General features: G+C 66.5%; 21 protein-coding genes and 6 pseudogenes. 7 read left to right on the top strand and 20 right to left on the bottom strand.

All coding sequences use genetic code 11. The features are described from left to right. Window positions 1-146: 146 nt before the first annotated feature. On the bottom strand, window positions 147-572 hold the full coding sequence (locus tag SSPN_RS0137385; RefSeq protein ID WP_143539601.1) for a hypothetical protein: 426 nt from the start codon (window positions 570-572) through the stop codon (window positions 147-149). A 167-nt stretch (window positions 573-739) separates the two neighbouring features. Here SSPN_RS0137385 and SSPN_RS0137380 point away from each other — a divergent pair, with 167 nt between their 5' ends. Then, a complete protein-coding gene (locus SSPN_RS0137380; protein WP_010309819.1) occupies window positions 740-1519 on the top strand; it encodes a helix-turn-helix domain-containing protein in 780 nt (259 codons plus the stop codon). A gap of 54 nt (window positions 1520-1573) precedes the next feature. On the opposite strand, the gene SSPN_RS56040 is transcribed toward SSPN_RS0137380, so the two are convergent. The 3 genes from SSPN_RS56040 to SSPN_RS0137370 all read right to left on the bottom strand — a co-directional run bounded on the left by SSPN_RS56040 (window position 1574) and on the right by SSPN_RS0137370 (window position 2750). Continuing rightward, window positions 1574-1840 carry a hypothetical protein gene (locus SSPN_RS56040; protein ID WP_148272109.1) on the bottom strand — a complete coding sequence of 89 codons (267 nt, stop codon included), beginning with the start codon at window positions 1838-1840 and terminating at the stop codon, window positions 1574-1576. Window positions 1841-1969: 129 nt separating this feature from the next. Continuing rightward, window positions 1970-2395, bottom strand: coding sequence for an SsgA family sporulation/cell division regulator (locus tag SSPN_RS0137375; RefSeq protein ID WP_010315108.1), 426 nt, complete (start codon window positions 2393-2395; stop codon window positions 1970-1972). 139 nt (window positions 2396-2534) lie between these two features. Then, a complete protein-coding gene (locus tag SSPN_RS0137370) occupies window positions 2535-2750 on the bottom strand; it encodes a hypothetical protein (protein ID WP_148272108.1) in 216 nt (71 codons plus the stop codon). 150 nt (window positions 2751-2900) lie between these two features. Here SSPN_RS0137370 and SSPN_RS0137365 point away from each other — a divergent pair. After that, window positions 2901-3745 (top strand): annotated as a pseudogene (locus SSPN_RS0137365) (IS5 family transposase). Window positions 3746-3958: 213 nt separating this feature from the next. Here SSPN_RS0137365 and SSPN_RS47845 read toward each other — a convergent pair. The 4 genes and pseudogenes from SSPN_RS47845 to SSPN_RS0137345 form a co-directional block, all read right to left on the bottom strand. Continuing rightward, a pseudogene (locus SSPN_RS47845) lies at window positions 3959-4399 on the bottom strand (IS30 family transposase); the annotation flags it as partial. Continuing rightward, a complete protein-coding gene (locus SSPN_RS58915; protein ID WP_237710955.1) occupies window positions 4366-4881 on the bottom strand; it encodes a group II intron maturase-specific domain-containing protein in 516 nt (171 codons plus the stop codon). The pseudogene SSPN_RS47845 and the gene SSPN_RS58915, both read right to left, overlap by 34 nt. A 24-nt stretch (window positions 4882-4905) precedes the next feature. After that, window positions 4906-5595 (bottom strand): annotated as a pseudogene (locus SSPN_RS63170) (transposase); the annotation flags it as partial. Window positions 5596-6012: 417 nt separating this feature from the next. Continuing rightward, window positions 6013-6351: an RICIN domain-containing protein gene (locus tag SSPN_RS0137345; protein WP_148272107.1), complete on the bottom strand. Its 339-nt coding sequence runs from the start codon at window positions 6349-6351 to the stop codon at window positions 6013-6015. Between the two features lie 213 nt (window positions 6352-6564). Here SSPN_RS0137345 and SSPN_RS0137340 point away from each other — a divergent pair, with 213 nt between their 5' ends. Both SSPN_RS0137340 and SSPN_RS0137335 read left to right on the top strand, forming a co-directional pair. Beyond that, entirely contained in the window at window positions 6565-7020 is a 456-nt protein-coding gene (locus SSPN_RS0137340) for a phage terminase small subunit P27 family (RefSeq protein WP_010315094.1), read from the top strand. A gap of 410 nt (window positions 7021-7430) precedes the next feature. Further along, window positions 7431-8114, top strand: a complete 684-nt coding sequence (locus SSPN_RS0137335; protein WP_010315092.1) for a GntR family transcriptional regulator — start codon at window positions 7431-7433, stop codon at window positions 8112-8114. 22 nt (window positions 8115-8136) lie between these two features. Here the strand turns inward: SSPN_RS0137335 and SSPN_RS53085 are convergent, their stop codons facing one another. The 9 genes and pseudogenes from SSPN_RS53085 to SSPN_RS0137285 all read right to left on the bottom strand — a co-directional run bounded on the left by SSPN_RS53085 (window position 8137) and on the right by SSPN_RS0137285 (window position 19431). Then, on the bottom strand, window positions 8137-10419 hold the full coding sequence (locus SSPN_RS53085) for a dihydrodipicolinate synthase family protein (protein ID WP_010315090.1): 2283 nt from the start codon (window positions 10417-10419) through the stop codon (window positions 8137-8139). 25 nt (window positions 10420-10444) lie between these two features. Continuing rightward, a pseudogene (locus SSPN_RS0137325) lies at window positions 10445-11446 on the bottom strand (mandelate racemase/muconate lactonizing enzyme family protein); the annotation flags it as partial. 152 nt (window positions 11447-11598) lie between these two features. Continuing rightward, window positions 11599-12493, bottom strand: a pseudogene (locus tag SSPN_RS63165) (dihydrodipicolinate synthase family protein). Between the two features lie 83 nt (window positions 12494-12576). Beyond that, window positions 12577-14052 (bottom strand): aldehyde dehydrogenase, encoded by a 1476-nt coding sequence (locus tag SSPN_RS0137310; protein WP_010315080.1) that lies wholly within the window; start codon window positions 14050-14052, stop codon window positions 12577-12579. A 56-nt stretch (window positions 14053-14108) separates the two neighbouring features. Beyond that, window positions 14109-14876, bottom strand: a complete 768-nt coding sequence (locus tag SSPN_RS0137305; RefSeq protein WP_029536106.1) for an amino acid ABC transporter ATP-binding protein — start codon at window positions 14874-14876, stop codon at window positions 14109-14111. Further along, window positions 14873-15787 carry an amino acid ABC transporter permease gene (locus SSPN_RS47825; protein ID WP_237710940.1) on the bottom strand — a complete coding sequence of 305 codons (915 nt, stop codon included), beginning with the start codon at window positions 15785-15787 and terminating at the stop codon, window positions 14873-14875. The genes SSPN_RS0137305 and SSPN_RS47825 overlap by 4 nt, the downstream gene beginning before the upstream one ends. A 115-nt stretch (window positions 15788-15902) precedes the next feature. Next, the gene (locus SSPN_RS0137295) at window positions 15903-16691 is read right to left on the bottom strand and encodes a transporter substrate-binding domain-containing protein (protein WP_010315077.1); all 789 of its coding nucleotides are present in this window, start codon (window positions 16689-16691) and stop codon (window positions 15903-15905) included. A 231-nt stretch (window positions 16692-16922) separates the two neighbouring features. Then, window positions 16923-18323 carry a flavin monoamine oxidase family protein gene (locus SSPN_RS0137290; protein WP_010315075.1) on the bottom strand — a complete coding sequence of 467 codons (1401 nt, stop codon included), beginning with the start codon at window positions 18321-18323 and terminating at the stop codon, window positions 16923-16925. 52 nt (window positions 18324-18375) lie between these two features. Beyond that, entirely contained in the window at window positions 18376-19431 is a 1056-nt protein-coding gene (locus SSPN_RS0137285; RefSeq protein WP_083822327.1) for a proline racemase family protein, read from the bottom strand. A 564-nt stretch (window positions 19432-19995) separates the two neighbouring features. Here SSPN_RS0137285 and SSPN_RS61970 point away from each other — a divergent pair. Then, entirely contained in the window at window positions 19996-20118 is a 123-nt protein-coding gene (locus SSPN_RS61970; RefSeq protein WP_010315073.1) for a hypothetical protein, read from the top strand. A gap of 500 nt (window positions 20119-20618) precedes the next feature. Here SSPN_RS61970 and SSPN_RS0137275 read toward each other — a convergent pair whose 3' ends face one another. Next, window positions 20619-20858, bottom strand: a complete 240-nt coding sequence (locus SSPN_RS0137275; protein ID WP_010315072.1) for a hypothetical protein — start codon at window positions 20856-20858, stop codon at window positions 20619-20621. Continuing rightward, window positions 20858-21073 (bottom strand): hypothetical protein, encoded by a 216-nt coding sequence (locus SSPN_RS61105; RefSeq protein ID WP_010315071.1) that lies wholly within the window; start codon window positions 21071-21073, stop codon window positions 20858-20860. Before SSPN_RS61105 ends, SSPN_RS0137275 begins: the two co-directional genes overlap by 1 nt. Window positions 21074-21336: 263 nt before the next feature. Here SSPN_RS61105 and SSPN_RS0137265 point away from each other — a divergent pair, with 263 nt between their 5' ends. Continuing rightward, window positions 21337-21606 carry a hypothetical protein gene (locus SSPN_RS0137265; protein WP_044576813.1) on the top strand — a complete coding sequence of 90 codons (270 nt, stop codon included), beginning with the start codon at window positions 21337-21339 and terminating at the stop codon, window positions 21604-21606. Between the two features lie 17 nt (window positions 21607-21623). On the opposite strand, the pseudogene SSPN_RS47815 reads toward SSPN_RS0137265, so the two are convergent. Beyond that, window positions 21624-22582, bottom strand: a pseudogene (locus SSPN_RS47815) (ketopantoate reductase family protein). A gap of 90 nt (window positions 22583-22672) precedes the next feature. Here SSPN_RS47815 and SSPN_RS0137255 point away from each other — a divergent pair. Further along, window positions 22673-23320, top strand: coding sequence for a TetR/AcrR family transcriptional regulator (locus tag SSPN_RS0137255; RefSeq protein ID WP_010315068.1), 648 nt, complete (start codon window positions 22673-22675; stop codon window positions 23318-23320). Window positions 23321-24190: the final 870 nt, after the last annotated feature.

Raw genomic sequence — 24190 nt, 5'->3', positions numbered from 1 at the left:
ATCGCCAATCAGAGCGTGAGCCTGCCGAAAGGGCCCCTGCGCATTGATTAACAGGGCGTATCGCGGCCCACGGCCAGGTCCGTCAACCCGGAACTTTCACGTCCGCCGATGTCCGCCCATCCGGATCTTCGCGTGTCCGCAGCCACTTAGCACTTAGTCCCTACACCGCCGGTCACACCGCCGGTCAGGTAGGCGGCCGGTACATAACCCTGCACCCGCGCGTCCCCCAACTGCCGAACCCAGATGGTATTGCCATTGATGTTCTCGCCGTGGATCCAGCAGTAGGCATCATAACCGTGGTTGGCGGTGACCTTGTCCACCCGCCCACCAGCAGAACGCGGCTGGTTGCGGACCGTCGCGAACGTCCACGCCGTGACACGATACGGCGCCCCCGCGTGCACGTTGCCGACGACGGCTGCCGAAGCGGTGACGGGCGCCGCCTCCGCAGATGTCACCAGGGTCGCGGGCATGACCCCAGACACCGAGGCCCCCAACGCCGCCGTAGCAAGGATGGCCATTCCGGTCATGGTGATGAGACGCCGTCGACGGTCCGCAGATGTGTTCCTAGGCATGATCGATCATCCGTTCATGTGTGTTGGTGCTGCGAGGCGATCTCGCGGCCACCAGTCCACACCCGGCTTGACCTGCGATAGTGCCAATCTGGACGGTCATGGACACTCCTGAATGCCCCTGGATGATCTTGTGCCAGACTAGTTACCCACTGTGACCAAGGGGGTAGATGGTGGACGACGCGGACCCGGCCCGGATCCACACGCTGAGCGACCTCAAACGCGAACTCGATCTACTTCGCCGGGCCGAAGGCCGCCAGGAAGGCAAGCACCAGCTCTCACTGGATGACACGGTCAAACGGTTGCGGGAGCACAGACGTGAAGTTCCGCGCAGCACACTCGGCAACTACCTCAGCGGCCGCACGCTCGCCCCGCAGAGCGTGTTTGATGACATTCTGCGGGCACTCGGCGTTGACACCGCCGCACAAGGGACATGGGCCGACGCGTGGGAGCGGCTCGACGACGCCAGACGGGAACCAACCTCAACCGACGAACAGGAACCGGCTCCAGTTGCTGGACAAGAACCGGCCCCAACCGCCCCAGTCCCGGCATCCCGCCGCCTAAAGTGGATCATGACGCTGGGAACGGTTGCCCTCCTCGCGGGCGGCGTGGTCACCACCATCATCGCTATCTCAACCCCAACGCCCCCGGTCAACCCGGCCACGCCCGCGGACTCACCAAAGCCCGGCGAATGCACCTATGAACTCGGATACACCCAGGTCGCGGTACGCCCGACACCCAGCTTCAACAACGACCTCGGCCGTCAGATGATGACCGACACCGGCCAACTCGTCATTGGCTCCTGCCAGCCCATCCGAGGCGAACCGGGTACTGGCGGTCCAAATGACCCTAACTGTGGCGTCGGCTCCATCCCGGTGGACACCTGGATCCAAGTCCGATCCCCCCATCAAGGATGGGTGTTCAAACCCTGCCTGACACCACGCAGCTAACCGCAGACACCGCCACGGGCACCCTTGTAGGCCCACCTTGACCATAACCCAGCGTCAGCGCACCAAGAACCTGACCAGGCAGTCGGCGGGCACGCGCTCGGATCCGGAGAACAGCGGCCGCGCTGGGCTGTCGCAGATGAGCCGGCTTGAGAAGATCTGCGCGTTTGCGTCGACCGAGCCCCACGGCTGCCCGGATGTTACGGAGAGCTGGAGACAACCACGCGCCGCGACGGTGACACGCGGATTCTCAACGGCTCGAACCGCCGGATCTAATTCAGGTAGCGATACAACGCCGTATTCGACGGCGACGAATACCCGCATACAGCGCTGCACCTGCGCTGGGTGGATTCCCGGCCCGGAGACGCAGCGCGGCGCAGTCTTCACGTGTTCAACACCGCCAAGACCCCCAGCCAGCCGCCTGGCGTGCGGCGCTTCCAGAGAACCAGACCACTACAGGTTGTGCGAAAGCAACCGGCTCAGCACCTCGTCAACATTCATCCACCGGTGCTCATCACCGGGCGCGACCACGTCGTAAGTGTCGTTCACGAAGTCCACAAGCTGATCGGCATCCACCTCGAAGGAGGCCTGCCCCGACGGCGAGCTCAACTCGATCACGACCACACCCGAAGCGTCCAGTCGAGGGCGGATGCGCACGTCGCCTTCGCCTGCCTCGGCGATCAGCCCGTCGGCCAGCAGGTCGCGGGCGATCACCCAGTCCACCTGACCGTCCGTGCCTACGTTGAGCTTCATGGAGATCTCGTACGGATTGCGGCTGTCGTACCGCAGCTCCACGCCGACTGGCGCGATCACACCCGCCGGGGCTACCAGGTTGAAGATCATGGTGGCGAGCACCGTGCCGTGATCGTTTGCCATCATGTCCGCACTCCCAAGCCTCGGCTTCCCATACCCTCATAACGAAGCATGCCCAACCCGGGTTCATACCTTCTTCACGAAGTCTTCAGACCCCCGCTCACCCAGCAAACACCAACGTCCCGGAGCGAGGTGCCGGAGTGGATCATTCGCGCCAGTACACCTTGCAACCCACCGTGGTGAACAACTCCAGCCCGTCCATACCGACCTCATCAACCATCCGACCGGCGTCGTCGTGCGCCGCGTCCGGGTCGGCGGCGGCGAGGCGCAGAGCCGCGAGGTGGTAGCCGGCGAACCGGGCTGCGTAGTCGGAGGTCAGCACGTCGGCCCAGTAGTGGACGCGGAGCACGTCGTCCGTCACCGACACCCAGGCGACGACATCGCCTGACAGGTCTGGACGACGAGTAAGAGGTCGCGCGGATTGATGTTGGTGGGGTTGCCCAGATGTGGGTGCAGGCACGGGCGTGGTGATCATGGAAGTTCCTATGCTTCGTGATCACCTGGAGTACCCGTGCCTGCCTCTTGCCATCATGGCTCACCGAGCCGTTGTGGGACCAGTTCGCCGCGCTGTTGCCACCCCGGGAGGAGTTCGACCCCGCGCATCCGTGGGGCTGTCACCGTCGCCGGGACAGCGACCGGATCGTGTTCGACAAACTGCTGCAGGTACTGCGATTCGGCTGCTCCTACGAGGGCATCGCCGACACCACGTGTTCAGCAACGACGATCCGGACCCGCCGTGATGAATGGATCAGGTTGGGGATTTTCGCCCAGCTCAAGCAGATCGTGCTGGATGCCTACGACCGCATCGTCGGCCTCGTGCTCACCGACATCGCCGTCGACGGGTGTATCACCAAGGCCCCCGGCGGAGGCGAGGTCGCCGGTCCTTCGCCGGTCGACCGGCGCAAACAAGGCATGAAACGCTCTGTTGGGACCGAGGGATACGGCATCCCGCTCGGTCGCGTTCTGGCCGGGGCCAACCGACACGACTCCCCACTGTTGGCGCCGACCCTCGACCTGCTGGGCGAACTGGGTCCGCTCCCCGACGACATCACCGCGCATCTGGATTCCGGTTACGACTCGGCCAAGACCCGCACCGCACTCGACGAGCGTGGCCTGGCAGGCCAGATCGCCCGCAAAGGCGAGAAAGCACCGATCCAGGTCGGCAAGCGGTGGCCCGTGGAACGCACGCACGCCTGGCACAACGCCTTCAATCGACTCCAACGCTGCTACGAACGCGTGAAGACCGTCGTCAATGCGTTCTTCGATCTCGCCGACGCCATCATCACCCTCCGTGTCCTGATCCGACGCGCTTGGACCACCCACCGCTGGGACACACGCCCCACCAAACGCCCATGATCAGCTGCCTATCCGCGCGAGCTCTAAGAAACGGAGAACGCCATGCGTCGTGCGTTCAGTGTCAGCGGGGCAATGATTCGCGGGGCCGCTCGTCGGCTCGGTATCCGCCGGGCGCGGCCAGTGGCCGTAGCTCCGGTACCTGATCAACCCTGATCCGCGACGAAGCCCCCGTTCGTTCCGGCGGATTCTTGGGGTCCTTGCAACACCTGATGCCTATGTGGTTGCCAGTAGATCACGCAGACGCTCGGCTGGAGTTCTCCAGCCGAGCGTTTTGCGTGGTCGACCGTTGAGTTGCTGGGCGACGTGTTCGAGGTCCGCCGCAGAGTGGATGGACAGGTCGGTGCCCTTGGGGAAGTACTGGCGCAGCAGGCCGTTGGTGTTTTCGTTGCTACCGCGCTGCCAGGGAGAGTGCGGGTCGCAGAAGTAGACCGGCACCCCGGTCGCCACGGTGAACTGCTTGTGGGCGGCCATTTCGCAGCCTTGGTCCCAGGTCAGCGAGCCGCGCAGGTGCTCGGGCAGGGTCGCGATCAGGGGTATAAGGACGTCGCGGACCTCCTCGGCGGTATGCCTGCCGGGCAGGTGCCCGAGCATCACATACCGGGTGGTGCGTTCGACCAGGGTCACGATCGCGCTCCCGCTGCGGGTGCCGACGATGGTGGGTCGGGCCGGGGCGCGGTGCCGGGATTGCTCCCGGTCCGTTTCCCCGGCCCGCCCGCCGCACCGGACGTGCATGTCTCCACGCATCCGGCGCTCCACGGGTTCCCGGGGTTAACCAGCTGCCGGGGTGGCCGCTGTGCTCGTCCATGGTGTGGGGATGTTGTTCGCGCGCCACCGGTATCGAGTGACTTCGACCGTGTGGTGTCGAACATGACGATCCCGTTCTCAGCCGGGCGGTTTCCGGGCCTGCCGGTCAGGAACCGTCGGTAGAGGTCCTTCCAGTTGATCCGTTTGTGTCGTTTCCGCAGCCAAGTGGCCACCCGACGCCAGGTGAAGGCGTCGAGGTAACCGAACGTGGCTTTGGAGACACCGTGCCGGAAGTATTGACACCATCCCCGCAGCACCGGATTGAGCTGGCGCAGCAGGGCTTCGAGCGTCCGGTGTCGTGTTCTGCGTGTGAGCGCCCGCACCTTTCCCATCACCGAGAGCAGCGCTTTCTTCGGAGGCCGGTCGGAGATCATCACCATGTCGTCGACGAAGCGAGGCTTGTACTGATCGGGCTGCCGGTGTGGTTCGCGGCGGGTGCGTCCGGTGCGTAGAGCGTCCGCGACCTCGCGTCGTAGCCCGCCCCAGGCCTGAACATAGATGGCCTGGTAGATCGTCTCGGTACTCACCCGCATGCTCTTATCGTCGGGGAACTGCTCTACCAGAGCGTGACGGATCTACTCCGGCGATCACCGTTCCCGCAGCTTGCCGGCGACGTCGTCGCGTAAGGGCCCGTCCTGAGCGAGGTTAGCCGTCTTCGGGCGGGCGCGACTGCCCGCCCACGCCCGCTGCGCCGCGTGCGGCCGGTAGACCCCGTCGACCGCACGGGCGTCGATCTCGCGCTTGATCGTGGACGCCGACCGGCCCAGCGCCCGCCCGATCCCCCGCAGTGAGGCGTCCTGACGGAGTAGATCAGCGATCGTCTCCCGCTCCGCCACCGTCAGGAACTGGGGGTGCAGCTCGGCCTCAACCGCTGCCAGAGACGGTGCTGACGAGGCGGCGACGATGGTGTTCACACCGGTCTTATAGTCGATCTTGCGGCCATTGTCATGGATCCGCACGTGCCCTTGCTTGCGCCAGCCGCGATCCCAGTCCTGCGCGGTACGCACGTGAACACCCACCTGCGCGGCAGCAGCACGCCGCGACACCCGAGGCACGAAGCCGCTCGTAGGCCGCACGCCCCGGGTGCCTGGCAGGACCGGCCTTTCCCCGCCCTCGGATACCAGCCTTGGGCGCCCACCCATAAGCCGTGTTCCGGTTCACTCCCACCACACGGGCAGCGGCCAGAACACTGCCCGACTCCCGGTCGAGCGCCTCGAAGAACCGAGCCCTCAACTCCCCAGAAACCACGATCCCCGCAACTCCCTGAAATCCAGGGTGTTGCGAGGATCGCTAGAACCCGCCTCCCTGGCTGACGGGGGCTTCGTCGTGTCCATCATGGGCACCATCACCAGTTCGTGTCGCGTGGGGTGACGGCAAGATCGCCGCATGGACTGCGAACGCTGAGCCTGAGCCGGAAAGGCGGTCTATCTCCGCGAGATCGACGTCCTTTCCGGCGCCGACTCTCAGATCCTGAAATGTTGGTTGGCCTTGCCGTTGCAGGTGTACTGAACAATTCTCGTGCCGTCGTCCGTGACGAATCCGTACACGTCAAGGCACTTGTCGGCAAAGGTGCGAATCTCGCTCGGTGCCGCCAACTGGCTGGTAGTCGGTGCGGCACTGGCGCCCGGCATCGCCGTGACCGCCGCTGCTGCCATCGCCGCCGCTACGGTCACGGCGCGACCCCACCTCTTCATGGCAACGTGCATGAAAATCTCTCCTATCGAATTGGAACTGAAGCTGATCAGCAGACGAAAGATATGCGATCCGTAAGCAGCCGAGAGCTCGCAGCCATCTGCTGTCACCGTGCCGAGTGGCACTTTCGCCCTGTTTGGTGGGCGTGTGCCGACAGGAAGGTGCGAGCATTCGCCGAAGTTGAAGCGGCGCTTCAGGACACCTCCGGTTCAGATTCTCAATCTCGGCGGCTTCTTCGGGGCAGCCTGCCTTTAGTTCGCGCCCCGGCCACGCCCGATGGCCCGTTCGGGGACTCAAGTTCTCCAGCAGTGAAGAGAGTTGCGATGGGAGCGCAGGGAACCAAGCCGAAGCCGACAGCGCTGAAGGTGCTGCACGGCGACCGCAAGGACCGGATCAACCACGAGGAGCCGATCGCGGCGGAGGGCGAGGTCACGCCGGAGGAGCTGTCCGACGATGCCCCCGCGATGTGGGACCGGTTGGCCCCGAGTCTGATCGCGGTCGGCGTGCTCACCCGGTGGGACACCGACGCGTTCGTGATCGTCTGCGAAGTGCTGGCCCGCTACAAGCAGGCGACCAAGCTGGTCAACAGCTCCGCGCTGTTGGTGCAGGGGCCGAATGGGTTCGTGAAGAACCCGGCCCTGACGGTGCAGCGAGATTCCGAGACAACGTTCGCGCAGTACGGGGCTCGGTTCGGGCTCACCCCGTCCGATCGCACGCAGCTCAAGGTGGACGCGCCGGGTGCCGCCAAGGGGCCGAGCGCCGAACGACTCCTCTCGTAAGCGGCGGGAGCCCGGGTGCGGCTTCACCCTCGACGGGAAGACCTGCCGCAGCGGGGCACCGGCAACCTGCGCCGCCCGAAACGCGATAACCCCAGGCTGCGGCGCGTGTTTTACATCCCCGCGCTGTCTAGCATCCGCACAGGCGGCCTCTCCCGCGATTCCTATCAGCAGCGAAGATCGTTTAGGTGAGTGGCCGCCGCCCGGGCCGCGCCGGGCTGGTTGTCGGCCCAGTTCCATCAGGTGAGGCCGCTGGCACCGATGTGCCCTCCCCAGGTGGTCGAGACCACTCCATGCGGCGGTGGTCATCGTGGTCTGTTACCGGTAAAGTACTACAGAGGGCAGCTTGTCGGCAATGGGCCACGGCCGCCGACTCGCCTCGATGACAGTTTCGGACTGGGAGGATCACAGACATGGCCGCAGACTCGCCCGTGACTGCATCGATTGACACGTCCCAGAGCCAGATGCAGCGGATCTCGCTCAGTGAACAAGCCCTTCGGGTGATCAGACAAGCGATGATCCGCGGAGAAATCCGGCCTGGAGAGATCTACTCCGCGGCGGCGCTGGCCTCGCAGCTCGGTGTCTCCAACAGCCCCGTTCGCGAGGCGATGCTGACGCTCGTCAACGAAGGCTTCATGGTTCCGGTGCGCAACCGCGGCTACCAGGTGCTCGAGTCCTCCCGCAGTGATCTCGAGGAGATACACGAGATCCGTCAGCTGCTCGAGGTGCCGGCGATGGCCAAGCTCGCGGGGCGCGCCTCCGAGCACGACTTCGCGTCCTTCCGCGCGCTCGCCGAGCGCAACGTCGCCGCCGCGGCGAAGGGAGATCTGGACGGCTACCTCGAGAGCGACCGTGAGTTCCACCTCGGGCTCACCAAGCTCGCCGGCAACCAGCGCCTGGTCAAGCTCATCGCAAGCCTGCGCGACCACACCCGGCTGTACGGCCTGCCCGGTCTGAGCGCCCAGGGGCAGCTGACGGCGTCGGCCGCCGAGCATCTCGAGATCCTGAACGCGATCGAGGCCGGTGATTCCGCCCGGACGAGCAAACTGATGGCGCACCATCTCTCCCATATCGTGCATGAGTGGTCGGGCGACTGAGCCCGTCCGGGCGCGCAGGTCGTCAGGTACGGGCAGCCGAGCTCTGGGCGAGGCTCCCGCAGATCGACGAGGCCGCCTCGACCGCGGAGCCGGCCGCGATCTCCATGTTTCCGAGCTCGGCGAAGTAGTCACCGCACAGGTGAATGCGGTTGGCCGGACGGCGGCAATACTCGAGAACGGGACCGAAGTCCATCCCGGGGCGGCGGTAGACGTTGCCGATATCCCACCGCTGGACGATGGCCTCGGCGATCTGTCCCTCGAGTTCCGGCAGGATCCGCAGCAGGTCGGTGAGGTAGATGTCGCGCACCTCGTCGTCGGTGAGCCGCATCATATCGGCTGCCGGCGCTCCACCGCTGTAGACCATCAGGCTCCCTCCCGGACGGCGTGGGCCGCGTCGCAGCGGGTTCGCGTGGTTGAACAGCATGTCGAACGACTGCCCAGGGGTAGTCACCGCATAGATGTCGTCGTATCGCGCCGGACCGGTCTCGCTGGTGAGGATCCCCATAGTGAGGAAGGGGCCGTAGGTGACCGACCGCAGCGTGTTCACCACCTCAGCCGGAAGACCCACCGTCACGCGCGCCGCGACCGTCGCCGGGATGGCGAGGACGACGTGCTCGGCCGAAACGGTGTGCTGCTCGCCGCCCTGGTCGTAGTCGATCCGCACGTTGTCGCTCTCGTCGACGACCCGGGTGACCACGGCGCCCAGCCGAACCCGGTCGCCGAGCGCGGCAAGCGCGGCGTCCCCGAGCCGGCCGGAGCCCCCGTCGAGGTTGAGCGCCATCGAGCTCTTCCCACCGCTCCAGACGGCACCGAAGAGCGAGACACCGACACCGGCGGCCTGGTCGTCGATCTCCGACGCGGCCCTGCGCGCGGCGGAGACGAAGATCGCGTCCACTCGCTCCGGCGGGGTACCGAGGAACTCACGGAACGTCCGGTCACCCAGGTATGTCGCCGCCCGGGCGCGCCGGTCGGTCTCGGACTCGTTCGGCCGCCGCTTCATCGCCCGACGCCAGCCGTGGACGCCGCCGAGCATCCGCAGACCGGCCCGGATCAGGCCGACGCGCTCCTTGAATGTCATCGGCAGTGTGAAGGGATAGCTCTCGATCCGCTTGTTGCGGTAGAGCTGGTCGCCCAAGGTCATCGCGAACTTGCTGCCCGGGATGTCGATGACACCGAGTCCGAGATCGTCCATCACCGAGCGGATGTGCGAGCCCTGCTCGGGAAACAGGTGGCCACCCAGATTGATCCAGTAGTCGCCCCGCGGCACGGACTTCAGCCGCCCACCGAGCCGGTCACCAGCCTCGAGGACCAGGATGCGGCGGTCGCGGAGGGCCCAAGCGGCGGTGATCCCGGCCGGGCCTCCGCCGACGATGATCGCGTCGTAGTGTTCCATCACGCCCGCCCCGTGCCGGTGAAGTAGGCGGGATCGAGCTCGGCGATCCGCTCTTTTACGACCTTCGGGATTGATCGTCGGCAGCGGCGCCCGGACCGGCCCCATGTCGTGACCGAGCAGCGCGCACGCCGTCTTCACGCCGCTTGTGTAAGGGTTGCTCGCGAGGGTGACCACCAGCGGGAGCGTCTCCTTCCAGAGGCGGCTGACCGTGGCAAAGTCACCGGCACGAGCTGCGTCCCGCATGGTGGCATGGACCGGCGTCATGAAATTGAAGCTCCCGGTCACCAGGCCCTCGACGCCCAGGGTCAGCGCGGCCCCGGCCAGCACGTCCTCGCCACAGAAAGTGCTGATCGTGTCGCGCAGGTCGGTCACCAGCACGCTCAGCAGATACGGGTCGGCGCTGGAGTCCTTGATGTAGCTGATGTTGTCGAATTGAGTCGCTAGGGTGGTGATCAGCTCGGTGTCCATGTGCAGACCGGTGCCGTTCGGGTGGTTGTAGACCATCACCGGCAAGGTGGTGGACTCGGCGACCTGACCGAAGTACTGCACGGCCTGCGCGCGCGACAGCGCCTCGTAGAACGGTGGCGTGAGCATCACCGCATCCGCGCCGCACTCCGTGGCGTGCGCGGTGTGCCGGATCGCCTCCAAGGTGGAAAGGCCACCGGTCTGCGCGACCACCGGAACGCGCCCGGCGGTCTGGTCGACGACGATCTCGACGACCCGCCGTCGCTCCTCGGCACTCAGCGAGATGAACTCCCCGGTTCCTCCGCAGGCGACGATGCCGTCGCCGCCAGCCGCGATCGTGCGGTCGACGAGGTCGCGAAGGGCACCCTCGACGATCTCTGCTCCGTCCGGAGTGAACGGCGTGACAATGGCCGAGTAGAGCCCGGATAACTGCTCGGATGACGTCATTTTGATTCGTTCTCCTCGTGGTGGTTCAGCTGACGAATAGTGGTGCGCCGATCGCGGTCGGGTCGACGTCGACACCCAGACCAGGGCCAGTCGGCGTGATCCCCCAGCCCGCGTCGTGAGCTGGCGGGACGGTGCTGACGTGCTCGTTGGTCCAGGTGTTGAAGAACGAGACGCTGAGCAGGTCGCTCGCCGCGGTCGACGCCGCCAGGTGCGCGACCGCCGCAGTGACCACATCGCCGCCCCAGGTGTCCTCCAGGGAGACGGTGAGGCCGAGGGAGACCGCGAGGTCGCGCAGCAGCCGCATTGGCGTGATGCCGCCGAGGCGGCTGAGCTTGAGGTTGACCGAGCCCGCGCCGGCCCGCTCGACCCCCCGGGTCAGGTCGGCAGGCGTCGTGATGCTCTCGTCGAGCACCATCGGCAACGTGCTGACCCGGCGCACGTGAGCACAGTCCTCGGTCGTGCGGCACGGCTGTTCCAGGTAGACCGGCAGATCGTCGAACTCACGCGCGGCGATCATCGCCTGCTGCAGTCCCCAGCCGCCGTTGGCGTCGCAGATGACGCGCGAGCCATCGGCCGCCTCTACGGCCGCGCGTGCACGCGCCGCGTCGTCGTAGGGATCGTTGCCGACCTTGACCTGGAAGCAGTCGATGCCGGCGGCCTTGCGACGCGTGATGAACTCGGCCATCTGCGCAGGTGGGGCGAGCGGCACCGCCTCGTAGAGCGGGAACCGTTGCTGGAGCACGCCGCCGAGCAGCAGCGACACCGGCACGTCCAGGCTCTTGCCGAGGATGTCCCAGCACGCCAGGTCGATCGCGCTCTTGGCGTCGTACGACCCGCGGAGGGCGCCGTCCAGCACGCCCTGCACAGCGAGCACCTCGCGCGGGTCCAGTCCCACCAGCAACGGAGCCAGGTATCGCAACGCGGCCTGGGTCCCGCCGGGGAACATCGGCAGGTAGTTGGCGCCGAGCGGGCACGACTCGCCCCACCCGTGGACGCCCTCGTCGGTGCGCACCCGGACCAGGGTCGAGGTCTGGTGCGTGGAGACCCGCGCACCGGACATCGCATACTCACCGTGGGCGTAGGTGAGCCGGTACTCGTAGACGTCGATACCGACGATCTTCATCGCGGTGCCTTTCGCTGCTTGGCCCTGCGCCGGCCGGCCCGGGCGGTGGAACCGGTTCACCCAGGCTGAGCCGTGAGCGCCGCGAAGGCGACCTCGAAGTCCTTGCGCGCACGTGCCTCGTCCTCCGCGGAGAGCGGAAGGCGGGGATACCGGCACGGACCGCCGTAGCGACCGGCCATGTCCATTGCCAGCTTGATGGCCTGGATGAAGGTGTGGCGCGAGTCCCAGGCGAAGGCGTCGTGCACCTGCTGGTACAGCGGGAGGGCCTGCTCGACGTCCTTGGCCACGGCAAGATCGTAGAGACGGCGGCACTCCCGGGGGAACGCGTTGGAAAACCCGCCGATCCAGCCGACCCGCACCCATCAGCACGAGCTCCAGCAGCACATCGTCGGCGCCCGCGAGCACGTCGATCCGCGGGGCCAGGTTCCGGATCTGGTGCACCCGTCGCACGTCGGCGGAGAACTCCTTCACCGCGACCACGTTCTCGAACTCCGCGATCCGGGCGATCAGCTGTGGCGTCAGGTCCACATTGGTGTCGAATGGGTTGTTGTAGGCCACTACGGGCAGGCCGACCTCGTTTAGCTCGCGGTAGTGGGCCACGACCTCGTCGTCGCTGGCCCGGTAGGCGTTCGGCGGCAGCGACAGCACCGCGTGGGCGCAGGCCTCCCGGGCCTGCTCTGCCCACCGGCGGGACTCGTGGCCGCCGTACGCCCCGGTTCCGGGAATGACCGAGAAGCCCTCGGGCGCCGCCTCGACCGCGGCTCGGACCACGTCGGCGCGCTCAGCCTCGGTGAGCACTTGGTACTCCCCGAGCGAGCCGTTCGGACTGACACCGTCACATCCGTTGGCGGCAAGCCAGGCGACATGCTCCTGGTACCGGTCCAGATCGACGGACAGGTCCTCACGAAACGGCAGCGCCGCCGCGACGACGATCCCTCGCCAGACAGTCATTATTGTCCTCCACATCTTACCGGTAATCGGTAATGTACTACTAATCGGGAGCCGGGGGCCTCCGACGAGAAGGTCCGGGGCGGTCAGGCCCGCAGGGCGATCCAGGTTGTCTTGAGTTCGGTGTACTGGTCGAAGGCCTCCAGGCCCTTGTCGTGCCCGCCGAAACCGGAGGTCTTGTAACCCCCGAACGGTGTGGTGATGTCACCCTCGCTGTAGCAGTTCACCGAGACGGTGCCGGCCTCGACGGCTCGGGAGACCCGGAACGCGGCGTCGAGGTCGGAGGTGAAGACCGAGGATGCCAGCCCGTAGCTGGTGCCGTTGGCGATCTCGATCGCCTCGTCCTCGTTGTCGAACGCGATCACGGCGACGACCGGACCGAAGATCTCCTCCCGAGCGATGGCCATCTCCGGGGTGACGCCGGTGAACACGGTCGGTTCGACGTACCAGCCGCCGGTTTCCTCCAGAACCCGCCGGCCACCGGTGACGCAGCGAGCGCCCTCATCGAGCCCGCGCTGGATGTAGCCGAGGACCTTGTCGAGGTGGGCCTGCTCGACCAGCGGGCCGATCTGCGTGCCGAGGTCCTGAGGCGGTCCGACCCGCAGGGCCGCGGCCCGCGAGGCGAGACGAGCCACCAGGTCGTCGTGGATGTCGTGGTGGACCAGGACGCGTGATCCGGCGGTGCAGTTCTCGCCCATGTTCCAGAACGCCGCGGTCACGAGCTCGTCGGCGATCGCGTCGAGCCGGTCGGCACAGTCGGCGAGCACGATCTGCGGACTCTTGCCGCCGCATTCCAGGACCACGCTCTTGAGATTGCTGTCCGCCGCGTAGCGCAGGAAGTGCCGACCGACCTCGGTCGAGCCGGTGAAGGTGATGGCATCGACGCCCGGATGCAGGCCCAGCGCCTTCCCGGTCACGTGACCGTGCCCGGGAAGAACCTGCAGGACGCCGTCCGGGATACCCGCCTGCTGAGCGAGCGTGGCGAGCCGCAGCGTGCTGAACGGGGAGAGCTCGGCCGGCTTGACGATCACCGAGTTGCCTGCCGCGAGAGCGGGCGCGAGCTTCCAGGAGAGCGTGGCCATCGGGAAGTTCCACGGCAGTACGGCGGCCACCACCCCGATCGGCTCCCGCGAGATCAGGCCGAGGTGCTCGGCCGAGGCAGGCGAGATCCGGCCGAAGACCTTGTCGATCGCCTCCGCATACCACCGGTAGGTGTTGATCGCGTCGGGGAGGTCGAGGGTGCGGGTGTCAGCAAGCGGCTTGCCGACGTCGATCGAGTCCAGCAGAGCGAGCTCCTCGCGATGCTCGTCGAGGAGATCGGCGAAACGCAGCAGTACCTGCTTGCGCTCGCCGGGCTCGATGCGGCTCCACACACCGGAGGCGAAAGTGCGCCGGGCGACGCGGACGGCCGTGTCGACCTCGGGCTCGCCGCACGCGGTCACCGACGCGATCACCTTCCCGGTGCCCGGGTCGACCGAGTCGACGGTCTCGCCCGAGGCCGCGTCGACGAATCGGCCGTCGATGAACGCCGAGGTGATGAACGTAGGGGCGGCCGGATGCATAGGGGATTCCTGCTTTCACTGGGACTTTCACGGTGACGGGGTGGCGGCGAAGGGGGTTAGAGGACCTTCTCAAGGAAGCTGCGACAGCGCTCGGTCTGCGGGTTGCCGAGCACCTGATGCGGTTTGCCGCTCTCGACGATCACGCCGCCATCCATGAACACGACCTTGTCGGCGACCTCACGGGCGAACCCCAGCTCGTGGGTGACCACGATCATGGTCATGCCGTCGAGGGCAAGCTGCTTCATCACCGCGAGCACCTCGCCCACCAGCTCGGGGTCGAGCGCCGACGTCGGCTCGTCGAAGAGCATCAGCTTCGGCTTCATCGCCAGCGCCCGGGCGATCGCGATGCGTTGCGCCTGACCGCCGGAGAGCTGGCGGGGGTAGGCATCCTCACGATCGGCAAGGCCCACCTTCGCCAGCAGGTCGCGCGCGGTCGCGACCGCCTCGTGCCTCGGGATCCTCCGGACCCGGACCGGCGCCTCGATGATGTTCTGCAGCACGGTCATGTGCGGGAACAGGTTGAACTGCTGGAAGACCATGCCGATGTCTTCGCGGCGCCTGGCGGTCTCCCGCGGCGACAACTCGTGCAGCTTGCGGCCGTTCTGCCGGTAGCCGACATACTCGCCGCCGACCTGGAGCCGGCCTCCGTTGACCTGCTCCAGGTGATTGACGCAGCGCAGGAAGGTGCTCTTGCCAGAACCGGAGGGGCCGATGATGCAGACCACCTCGCCCGCGTTCACCTCCAGATCGACGCCAGTCAGCACCTCGACCTGACCGTAGCTCTTGTAAAGCGCCTCTGCGACCACGTAAGGCGTAGGTGTCATCGTCCCGCTCCTTCCGTACCCGGGGTCAGCGGTCCAGAGTCCTTCCGGCGCCAGCGGCGCCCTTCAGAACCGCCGCGTTCGCCAAGCTGACCGCGGTTGAAATGTCGCTCGATGTAGTGCTGCGCAATGGAGAGAATTGTGGTGAGCAGCAGGTACCAGAGGCTGGCGACGATCAGCAATGGGATTGGGTTGAAGTTACGGTTGTAGATCAGCTGCGCGGAGTAGAGCAGGTCCGGCAGCGCGATCACGCTGACCAGCGCGGTGGTCTTGAGCATGCCGATGACCTGGTTGCCGGTCGGCGGGATGATGACTCGCATCGCCTGCGGGAGCACAATGCGACGGAAAGTGAGCCAGCCCGGCATGCCGAGCGCGTGGGCCGCCTCGGTCTGGCCACGGTCGACGCTGTTCAGGCCGGACCGGACGATCTCGGACATGTAGGCCGCCTCGTTGAGCCCCAGACCGAGGATCGCCGCGACATATACAGAGATCACCGAGTTGGCGTTGAATTCGAAGAACTGGGGGCCGAACGGGATACCGATGCTGATCGACGGAAACAGCGCCGAGAGGTTGAACCAGAAGATGAGCTGCACGAGAACCGGAGTGCCGCGGAAGAACCAGATGTAGGTCCACGCGGTCGAGGAGACCACCGGGTTGGCGGATCGCCGCATCGCCGCGAGGACGATGCCACCAAGGATGCCGATCGCCATCGATGCAGCAGTGATCATCAGCGTGCGAACGAGGCCCTGGAGAATGTTGTCGAACGTCAGGTAGTGGCCGACGACGTCCCACTGGAATCGCGGGTTGGTGAAGAGAATCTGGACGAACTTCGCGATGAAGACCGCGATGACCAGCGCGGTGACGACCCGCCAGGGATGCCTCCGCGGCACGGCCTGCAGTTCGTCGCCCGCCACGCGCTCTGCAGTGCTCGGCACGGCTCGTCCTCCATGTGTTGCTTGCTGAGTCATGCTCTTCTCCTCTGCGCGTTTGCTTGGTCACGCCGACACCGTCGGGCCGACCAGGGCAACGTCAGGAGTAGTTCGGCGGCGTGGAATCCTTGGTGTAGATCGTCGCCGTGGGAACGGCGCCATAATCGGTTTTCCACTGCTTCAGGATCGCGCCGTAGGTCCCGTCGGCGACGAGTTTGTCGTACGCCATCTGAATCGCCTTGAGCATGTCGGCGTTGTCAGCAGTACGTGCGACCGCGACCGCGGTCGGGCCACCGCCCATCTCGCCGGTGATCTTGAACGACTTGTTCTGAGCCGCCGCGGCCTCGAGCGGTCCGCGACCGGTGACGACCGCGTCGATGCGCTGACTGTTTAGCGCCAGGAACGAAGCAGCCTGGTCGGGGAAGGAACCGATCGTCATCGGGTGGCCCCCGCACGACTTGGTATTGAACTCCTGGACGCTCGCCTCTTCCGCCGAGCCCTTCAGCACACCGATCCCATGACCGCACAGCTCGCTGGGGAGCTTGGGTGTGTATGTGTCGTCGGCCCGGGTTGCGAAACTGCTGTAGTCGCGCCAGCCGGAGACGAAGTCTACCGAAGCGAGTCGCGCCGCGGTTATGTAGTACTCACCCATCGCGATGTCGAATTTGCCGGACTGCAGGCCAGGAATCTGGGAGTCGAACGACCCCGGGGTGATCTCGACCTTCAGCCCCATCAGGCCGCCGAAAGCGTTGGCCATGTCGACGTCCATACCCACCGGCTGACCGGAGTCGTTCACCGAAGCCAGCGGTGCCGAGCCATCCGGCACTGCCACCCGGAGCGTCCCGCTGTTACGGATCCGTGCCGGCACCAGGTCGGCGATCTCCGCCACCCTGGTCGCGCTGGATCCTCCTGCGGTCGAGGAGCCCGAAGTGTTGCTGCCGCAAGCACTGAGTGCGAGCGGAACGACGAGAAGCACCACCGCGATCCCCGCAGTGCGGCGGAATCGCGCACGGACCTTCTTCGTTGAAGGGCGCATTCTTCCTCCAGGGTGGTATCTGATCGGTAATCGACTACCGTCTACGTATGAATATCGCTGCTTCCCCGAGGTAGGTCAAGGGGTTCACCTGGGTTTGACCGAGCCGAAGCGACGCTGATGCGCTCCCGCGCGATCACGGATGACCGCCTCGGCCGCGTCTTTACCCGCGGTCACGGCTACCTCCATCTGCCCCAGCGGCGCGAAGTAGTCACCGGCGAACCGGATCCGGTGCGCTGGCTCGGCGGCGTACCGAAGCACTGGCTCGAAGGACGCGTCCCCGACGGATCGGTAAGTGCCACCGATCGTCCACCGCTGGATGTGCGATTCGACAATGTGGCCGCGTAGCGCCGGGAACAGCTCGAAGATCTCCCGCTGGTACAGCTCGGTGATCTCCTCGTCGCTGAGCTGGAGGAGGCGGGTGGCGGTGGCGCCACCGGCGTAACACATCAGGCTGCCACCCGGAGCGCGACGCCCAGGCCCCTGAACCGGATTCGCGTGGTTGAAGAACATGTCGAACGTACGATCCGGGGTGGTCATTGCATAAATGTCGTCGTAGGGCATCGGTCCCGGCTCGTCGGTCAGCATCGTCATGCCGACCCAGGACCCGTACTGCGGCACCCGCAGCGCTTCGTCGACGTCAGCCGGGATGTCCCGCACCATCGTGCGGGCGAAATGGGCCGGCACCGCGACGACGACCTGGTCGGCGAGCACTTCGTGTTCGGCGTCGCCGACCCGGTAGACCACGTGCACGCCGTCGGCGGTCTCCTCGACCAGCGTCACCGTGGCACCCAGTTGCACCCGGTCCCCCAGCTCACGGGCCATCGCGGCGGCGAACATCCCGGAACCGCCGTGCAGGTTGAGGGCGGTGTTGTCCTTCTTCCCACTCCACACTGCTCCGAACAGAGCCACACCGACGCCGGCACTCTGCTGCTCCGGCTCCGCGGCCGCACGGCGAGCAGCCGACTGGAAGATCTCATCAACTCGGCGCGATGGTCGGCCCAGCAGGTCACGGAAGGTCTCCCCCGCCCGGAAGGCCGCGATCCGCTCACGCCGCGCCGACGGCCGCTCACCGGGCCGCTCCTTCGCGACTCGCTGCCACCTCGCGACCGTGGCCATCAGCGTGGTACCGACCTTGACCAGGTCGAAGCGCTCCCGCAGCGTCATCGGCAGCAGGAACGGGTAGGCCTCGACACGCTTGCTCTTGTACACCTTGCCGGCGAACGACATCGCCGTCTTGAGGCCGGGAATCTCGATGACCTCGAGGCCGAGCTGCTGGGTCAGGTCATGCATGTTGGAGCCAGCGCCCGGGAAGAGATGGCCCCCGTAGTTGAGCCAGTAATCGCCGCGCGGCGAGGACTTCAGCCGCCCGCCGAGCCTGTCGCGCTGCTCCAAGACGAGGATGTCGAGGTGCCGCAGCTGCCACGCCGCCGACAGGCCACTGGGGCCACCTCCGACGACGACGACGTCCTTGCGCAATGTGGTCATGCTTCTCATTCCCTCTGCTGTCGGCCAACGGCTGCTGCGGTATTCGGTCGGTCTAGATGGGGGCAAAGCCGTCGGCCAAGGCGTCAGCCGGATCAGCGACGACCGTGGCGAATCCGTTGATGTACGCGGAGCCCACAACGACCGGCTGCACGATCTGCCTGCCCCCGGTCGCACGTACGTCGGCAGCGTGCACCTGGAACTCAGATCCGATGATGCTCGTCGTGGTAAGGGCCGCACCCGGATCGACCTCTCCGGCAGCGATCTTGAGCGCCAACAGCGCGCTCGAACCGGTGCCGCACGGAGAGCGGTCGATCACCCCCGGCGGAGCAACCACCGCGGTCACCGATCTCCGCGTGCCAGCCGCCTGATGAAACATCACCTGGTAGATGTCGGCCTTGCCACCGGTGACCGGGTCGATCACCGCACGCTGTGCCATGCGCACAGAGAGTTCCCGCGCCAGACGGACGATGTCATCGGCGTGTGAGCGGTCGAGAGTGAGGCCTAGCTCGGTCGCGTCGATCGCCGGGTAGTAATCCCCGCCGTACACCAGGGTGCAGGTGACCTCGTGGCCATCCAGGACCTCCGGCCAGCTCGCGACTACATACGAATCGACGTTCTCGAGCGCAACCGTCGTCGGTCCCTCCCGCACCGTCGCCGCGACCACGCCGGCCGGAGTGAGGATGCGGTAGCGAGTGCCGCCATCACCCGCCGGTTTTCCCCGCGCCAGACCGAGCTCGTGAACAACTGTGGCGAGACCGATCATGCAGTGCCCGCACATCGGCGGGTACGACCCGGGCTCAAGTATGACCGCGCCCAGATCGTGGCTGTCGTCGGTTGCAGGGATTGGCAGCACGGAACAGGTCAGCGCCCCGCCGCGTGGTTCGTGGTTGAGGCGCCGACGCACCCAGTCCGCTTCGTCTCGCAACCAGGCGCGTGCGAGTGGCACGGTGCGAGCATATTCAGGCAGGTCGAGGCCACCGACAATGATTCGCGTCGGATTGCCCGCCGTGTGCGAGTCAACAACCTGGAGTGCGTGTTGCCTCCGGCGTTCGCCCCAATCCCGAACCTGCCGATCCAACGGGCTCGCGGAAGCACCACCTATCCACATGGCGTAGACGGTAGCACGTAATCGACTACCTCATAGGAGTCATCCGTGCCCTGTCCGCCACTGCGCAACGACGCCTGTCGGCTGCCAGGAGTAAGGGACCACCTCAGAGCCGGTTTTGCCAGGAGCATGGGACCACCTGTTTGCCACTGATGGGACCGTCTGGGCTGGGCATCTGCAACCCGGTCCCATGCTCATGGCAAACCGGTGGTCCCTTCAGGCTGGCAGGCGACACAACTCCTCCAGAGGGATCCCACGCCTACCCTGGTCGAGAATGCGGCCACCGGGTTTGACCTGGGCGATCGTGACGTCCGATGATCGACGATCGCGGCTGTTCGTCAGGTCTATCGGCTCTTAGCTCAGGTGCTGTCCTGGCTAACCCTGTTCGCTCGATCGCCGGCGTCGAAGGACGCAGAGATACTCGCAATTGCGACACGAGGTCGCTGTGCTGCGACGGAACAATCCGAGGCCTCGCCTGCCTGGCCTGATCGCGCGGTCCTAGCCTCGCTTGCCCGGATACTTCCGAAGACCCTACGCACCCACCGGATTGTCAAGCCGGGAACGTTGTTGAGCTGGCACCGCAGGCTGATCGCCGCGCGGTGGCGGCAGCCGAAGCCGCCGGGTCGTCCGCCGATCAGCGACGAACCGGTCGCCTTGATCGTGCGCCTGGCGAGGGAGAACCGGATCTGAGGTGTGGTTCGCATCCAGGGCGAACTGCGTCGCCTCGACCATCGGGTCGCCGCCTCGACCATCCGCAAGATCCTGCGTGCCAGCAGGATCCCGCCATCGACGCGCCGCGATGACGCCTGGCGCACCTTCCTGCGCGCCCAGGCCGACAGCTTGATTCTCGCGTTCCTACTGGATGGCGTTGTTGGTGTAGACGATCACGGTCGAACACCGCGGCCACTGGCTCGTTCCCGGACGGTGCGGCGCGGCCGACGAAGATGGGGGACGGCCGGAATGGGTGGTGAGACTGGCGGGTTCGCGTATTCAACTGTCGCGAGTTCGTCCTGGTTGTAGTGGCGAGTGATCGCCTGGGGTGTAGCGGCGCCAGGTGGTGCCGGCCTGGGTAGCGAGGCGGACGGTGGTGACGGGGTGGTAGCCGAGTGCGTCGGCGACGATCGGGGCGGGCATGTCCTGAAGGTGCTGTCGGATTGCGGCTCCGACGCACCTACGCACCATGCACCGGATCAGTACCTCGGCTGCACCCACAGCAGGTACCGGCCGTTGTGCAGGTTCTCGCAGCGCCAGCCGACCCAACGGTGCTGCGGGAAGCCCGCGTTGCCCGCCTTAGCGCAGGCCGAGCTCGACGAGTAGACCCCGGCCGGGACGAACGTGGCTGCGGACGCCACACCCTGGGTGGCGGCGATACCACCGGCGAGCCCCAGCGTGAGCAGGGTGGTCGCGGCCAGCTTTCGAATCGTCATCATCATTGCGCTCCATTCGCATCGAGACGGTTGCGGGAGAACTGGGCCATCACAGGTTGTGCGAGAGCAGCTGGCTCAGCATTGAGCTTCATGGAGATCTCGTACGGATTCCGGCTGTCGTACCGCAGCTCCACACCAACCGGCGCGATCACACCCGCCGGGGCTACCAGGTCGAAGATCATGGTGGCGAGCACCGTGTCGTGATCGTTTGCCATCATGTCCGCACTCCCAAGCCTCGGCTTTGCTTCCGAGATGAAGCATGCCCAACCCCGGTTCATACCTTCTTCACGAAGTCTTCAGACCCCTGGCGGCAATCCGCTCTCAGGCTCCAGGATGTCGATCCGGCGACCGGCGTGCGCGCACCGGCGACCAGCAGCGCATCGGCCGCGCATCCCGCAGCGACGAAACCTGCACCGGATGCAATTCGTCATCGTTTCCCGCAATAACCGGGCTACCGCAGTCGTCGCCGAGATCTTTGCTCGTGGGGACGCACGTGGACATGGCCGGTTGCCTGCTGGAAGTGGCCGGGTACGCGCACTCCGCGTGTGCCTCCTCGGGGCCGCGCGCCGTTACCGCAGTCGAGTTCGAGACCCGCCGGGACGCGCTAAGCCCGGTTCTGGCCAGCGACGACTTCGGCGGGGACGTGGAGGTGGTGGCCACGGTCTGGGACACCGGGCAGGGCACCCTCATCCCCTGCACAGCACCGCATCAAGTAGCTCTTCCTCCATCGAGCTCCTCTCAACGTTCGTGACACACGCGGATTCAGGCTCAGCCCTTTCCCTCGCGGGCGAAGCTCGGTTCCGCCGCTTCCAATCGCGGTACCGCGACGCCCAACCGTCGTGCCTCCGCCAGCGCGTCTCGGCAGATCTCACGAGGCTCCTGAGCCTCGGGATCGGAGTGCGCCTCAAAATTCACGCGCACCGACGCGACATGAGCGGTCAGCCAGGCCAGCGCAGGGGCCGTCAGCCAGGTGGGCGCACGGAACAGCAGCCCGCCGCCCCGGTGACGTCGCAGAGAAAGGCCGCGCGCTTCAAGGAGCGGCAGAAGCTCGCGGCTGGCCAGCAGCGCCTCGCGCAAGTCGCCCGTCGCTCCTGCCAGCTTGGCCAACGAGCCCAGCCTCAGGCCCTGCGAGTGCAGGCCGGCGTCCGACACGAAATGGATCCACAGCCAGCCGCGGAAGTCGGGTTGCTCGCGGAGCCGGAACCCGGCCTCGCGAAACGCCTGGCGCACGGCCCGCTCACGTTCGGTCGGGGGCCGGCCGAAGGTGCCGAAGAGGACCGGCAGCAGCAGTGTCCCGCGGAGCACGCCGTCCTCGCCGAAGCCGCCGCCGGCTTGGGGAAAGCCCCAGGCGACCTGGTCGACGGGAAGGTCGCCGATCGCGGCCAGCGGCTCGGCCCAGATGTTGCCGAAGACCAGCACTGTGGCTTGGCCGACGCGCGATGCCAGGAAGGCCGATGCCTCCTCAAGGCGGTAGTGCTGCACGCTGAGCACAATCAGGTCGAAGTCGTGGTCCGGCTCCAGCTCCTCGCGGTAGCGCACCGGCCACTTCTGGACGACGCGCTGCCCCACACCCGGCGCCGCGTATCGAGCAGGTCGAGGTCCACCGCGTCCCCGTACGTCGCCGCGCGGCCCGGGCGGACGTAGAACTCGACGTCATGCCCGGCCCGCTCCAGGGCCCAGCCGTACAAGGTGGCGATCACACCTCGGCCGAACATCAGGATCTTCAAGCTGCACCTCGTGGGGTACGATCGAATTGGAGGTCATCTCCATTTTCGAAAATATGGAGGCCACCTCCATTTGTCAACGCGAGGTAGCGCATGACCGCCCCCAAGCCGCTGCGGGCCGACGCCCAACGCAAGCGCGAGGCCCTGCTCGCCACAGCCCGGGAGGTCTTCGACGCCGGAGGCTTCTTCGACCTGCGCTTCGATGATTTCGCTCGCCTGGCCGGCGTGGGCACCGGCACGCTGTACCGCCACTTCCCCACCCGTGAGGCGCTGGCCGAGGCGGTCTACCACGGGGAAGTCGCGGCGCTGTGCGACCGCGCCCGCCAGCTACAGGCAACGCTGCCCGCGGCGGAAGCTTTGGCGACCTTCCTACACGGCATGGTCGACCACATGGACGCCCACCAGGGCCTGGCCCGGACGCTTGCCACGCTCATGGCCGACCGCTCGGGTGTCCTCGCCGAGGGCAGTCGGGCGCTGGAGCAGGCCGTCACCGACCTGGTGGCCGCCGCCGTGAAGGACGGCGCCGCCCGCGACGACGTGGCTGCCGGTGCCGTCATGATGGCACTGCACGGCATCGGCGCGGCCCATGACCGCCCCGGTTGGCGGGCCGAGGCCGACGGTGTCATCACCCTCGTGCTGGACGGGCTGCGCAGCTCGCACTCAGCCCAGGCGGCCATCCGCACGACTTCCGGAAGGAGAGGTGCACGAGGGGCAAACAGCGACACGGCATCAAGTACGTGATCAACCGGTTCAAGCTCAACCGCAGCGTCGCCGCCCGCAATGACAAGGTGCGACACGAGGTCGCATGCCTCGAGTGATGGAACCGTGGGACGGCGGCGAAGATGCAGTCCGGGTTGTCACCCAGCTGATGCCAGCTACGCCTGTGAAGTTTCAGGATGTCCGCGAGAGCGATGAGGGCGCGGCTCTGCCACAGGCAGGCAACCACGGCGGCGCCGGCTACCCGCAGATTCGCCTGCTGGCACTGGTGGCCTGCGGCACCCGCACCGTCATCGATCGAACGGGAACTGAAGCCGTGAAGGATGCGAGGCGTTGTCACACTGGAGCTTGCCGCAGTGTGGCCCCGGACAAGATCTCGATCTTGGTGGGGCGGGCGGACCCCGACCGCCGCCCGCGCCCCTCCCCCAATCCCCTGGCAAGACCCCCGACGTCCCACCAAAGGCACACACGCCGCGTTGGTCCTTGCAGGTCAGCGCCACGTGCTAACAACAACACTCCGCGTTACCCACCCGTCCTACAAGGGCCCGGCCTGCAAGGATTCCGTAAAGGCTTCCGTTAACACCAGCGATAGAGCGGACATTGCCACCCGAAAAGGACGAGACACCCCGCACCCGGGTAACAGGGTTCTTTATCATCCACTCGGGCGCGTGGGGCTTGCTGTCATACCGACAGCGTCACCAGCCGTCTCGGCCGGTGGACCGTAGGTGGGTGGGGTGTTGCTGCCGAGCAGCACGCGGGTTGCCCACGGCGGCAGGTGCGGTTCGAGCTGCGGAGTCCCGGGTAGACCGCGGCGAGCACCAGCGGCACGACAAGCGTGGACCCGGCGTCGCCGAGCGCGTTGACGAGCCATGTCGACGCGCCGCACGTGGCCAG

It is taken from the genome of Saccharopolyspora spinosa NRRL 18395 (genome assembly GCF_000194155.1).
In the GTDB taxonomy this organism is placed as follows: domain Bacteria; phylum Actinomycetota; class Actinomycetes; order Mycobacteriales; family Pseudonocardiaceae; genus Saccharopolyspora; species Saccharopolyspora spinosa.
The sequence above is the reverse complement of the archived record's forward strand: the minus strand, read 5'-3'. Positions and strand labels throughout refer to the sequence as shown.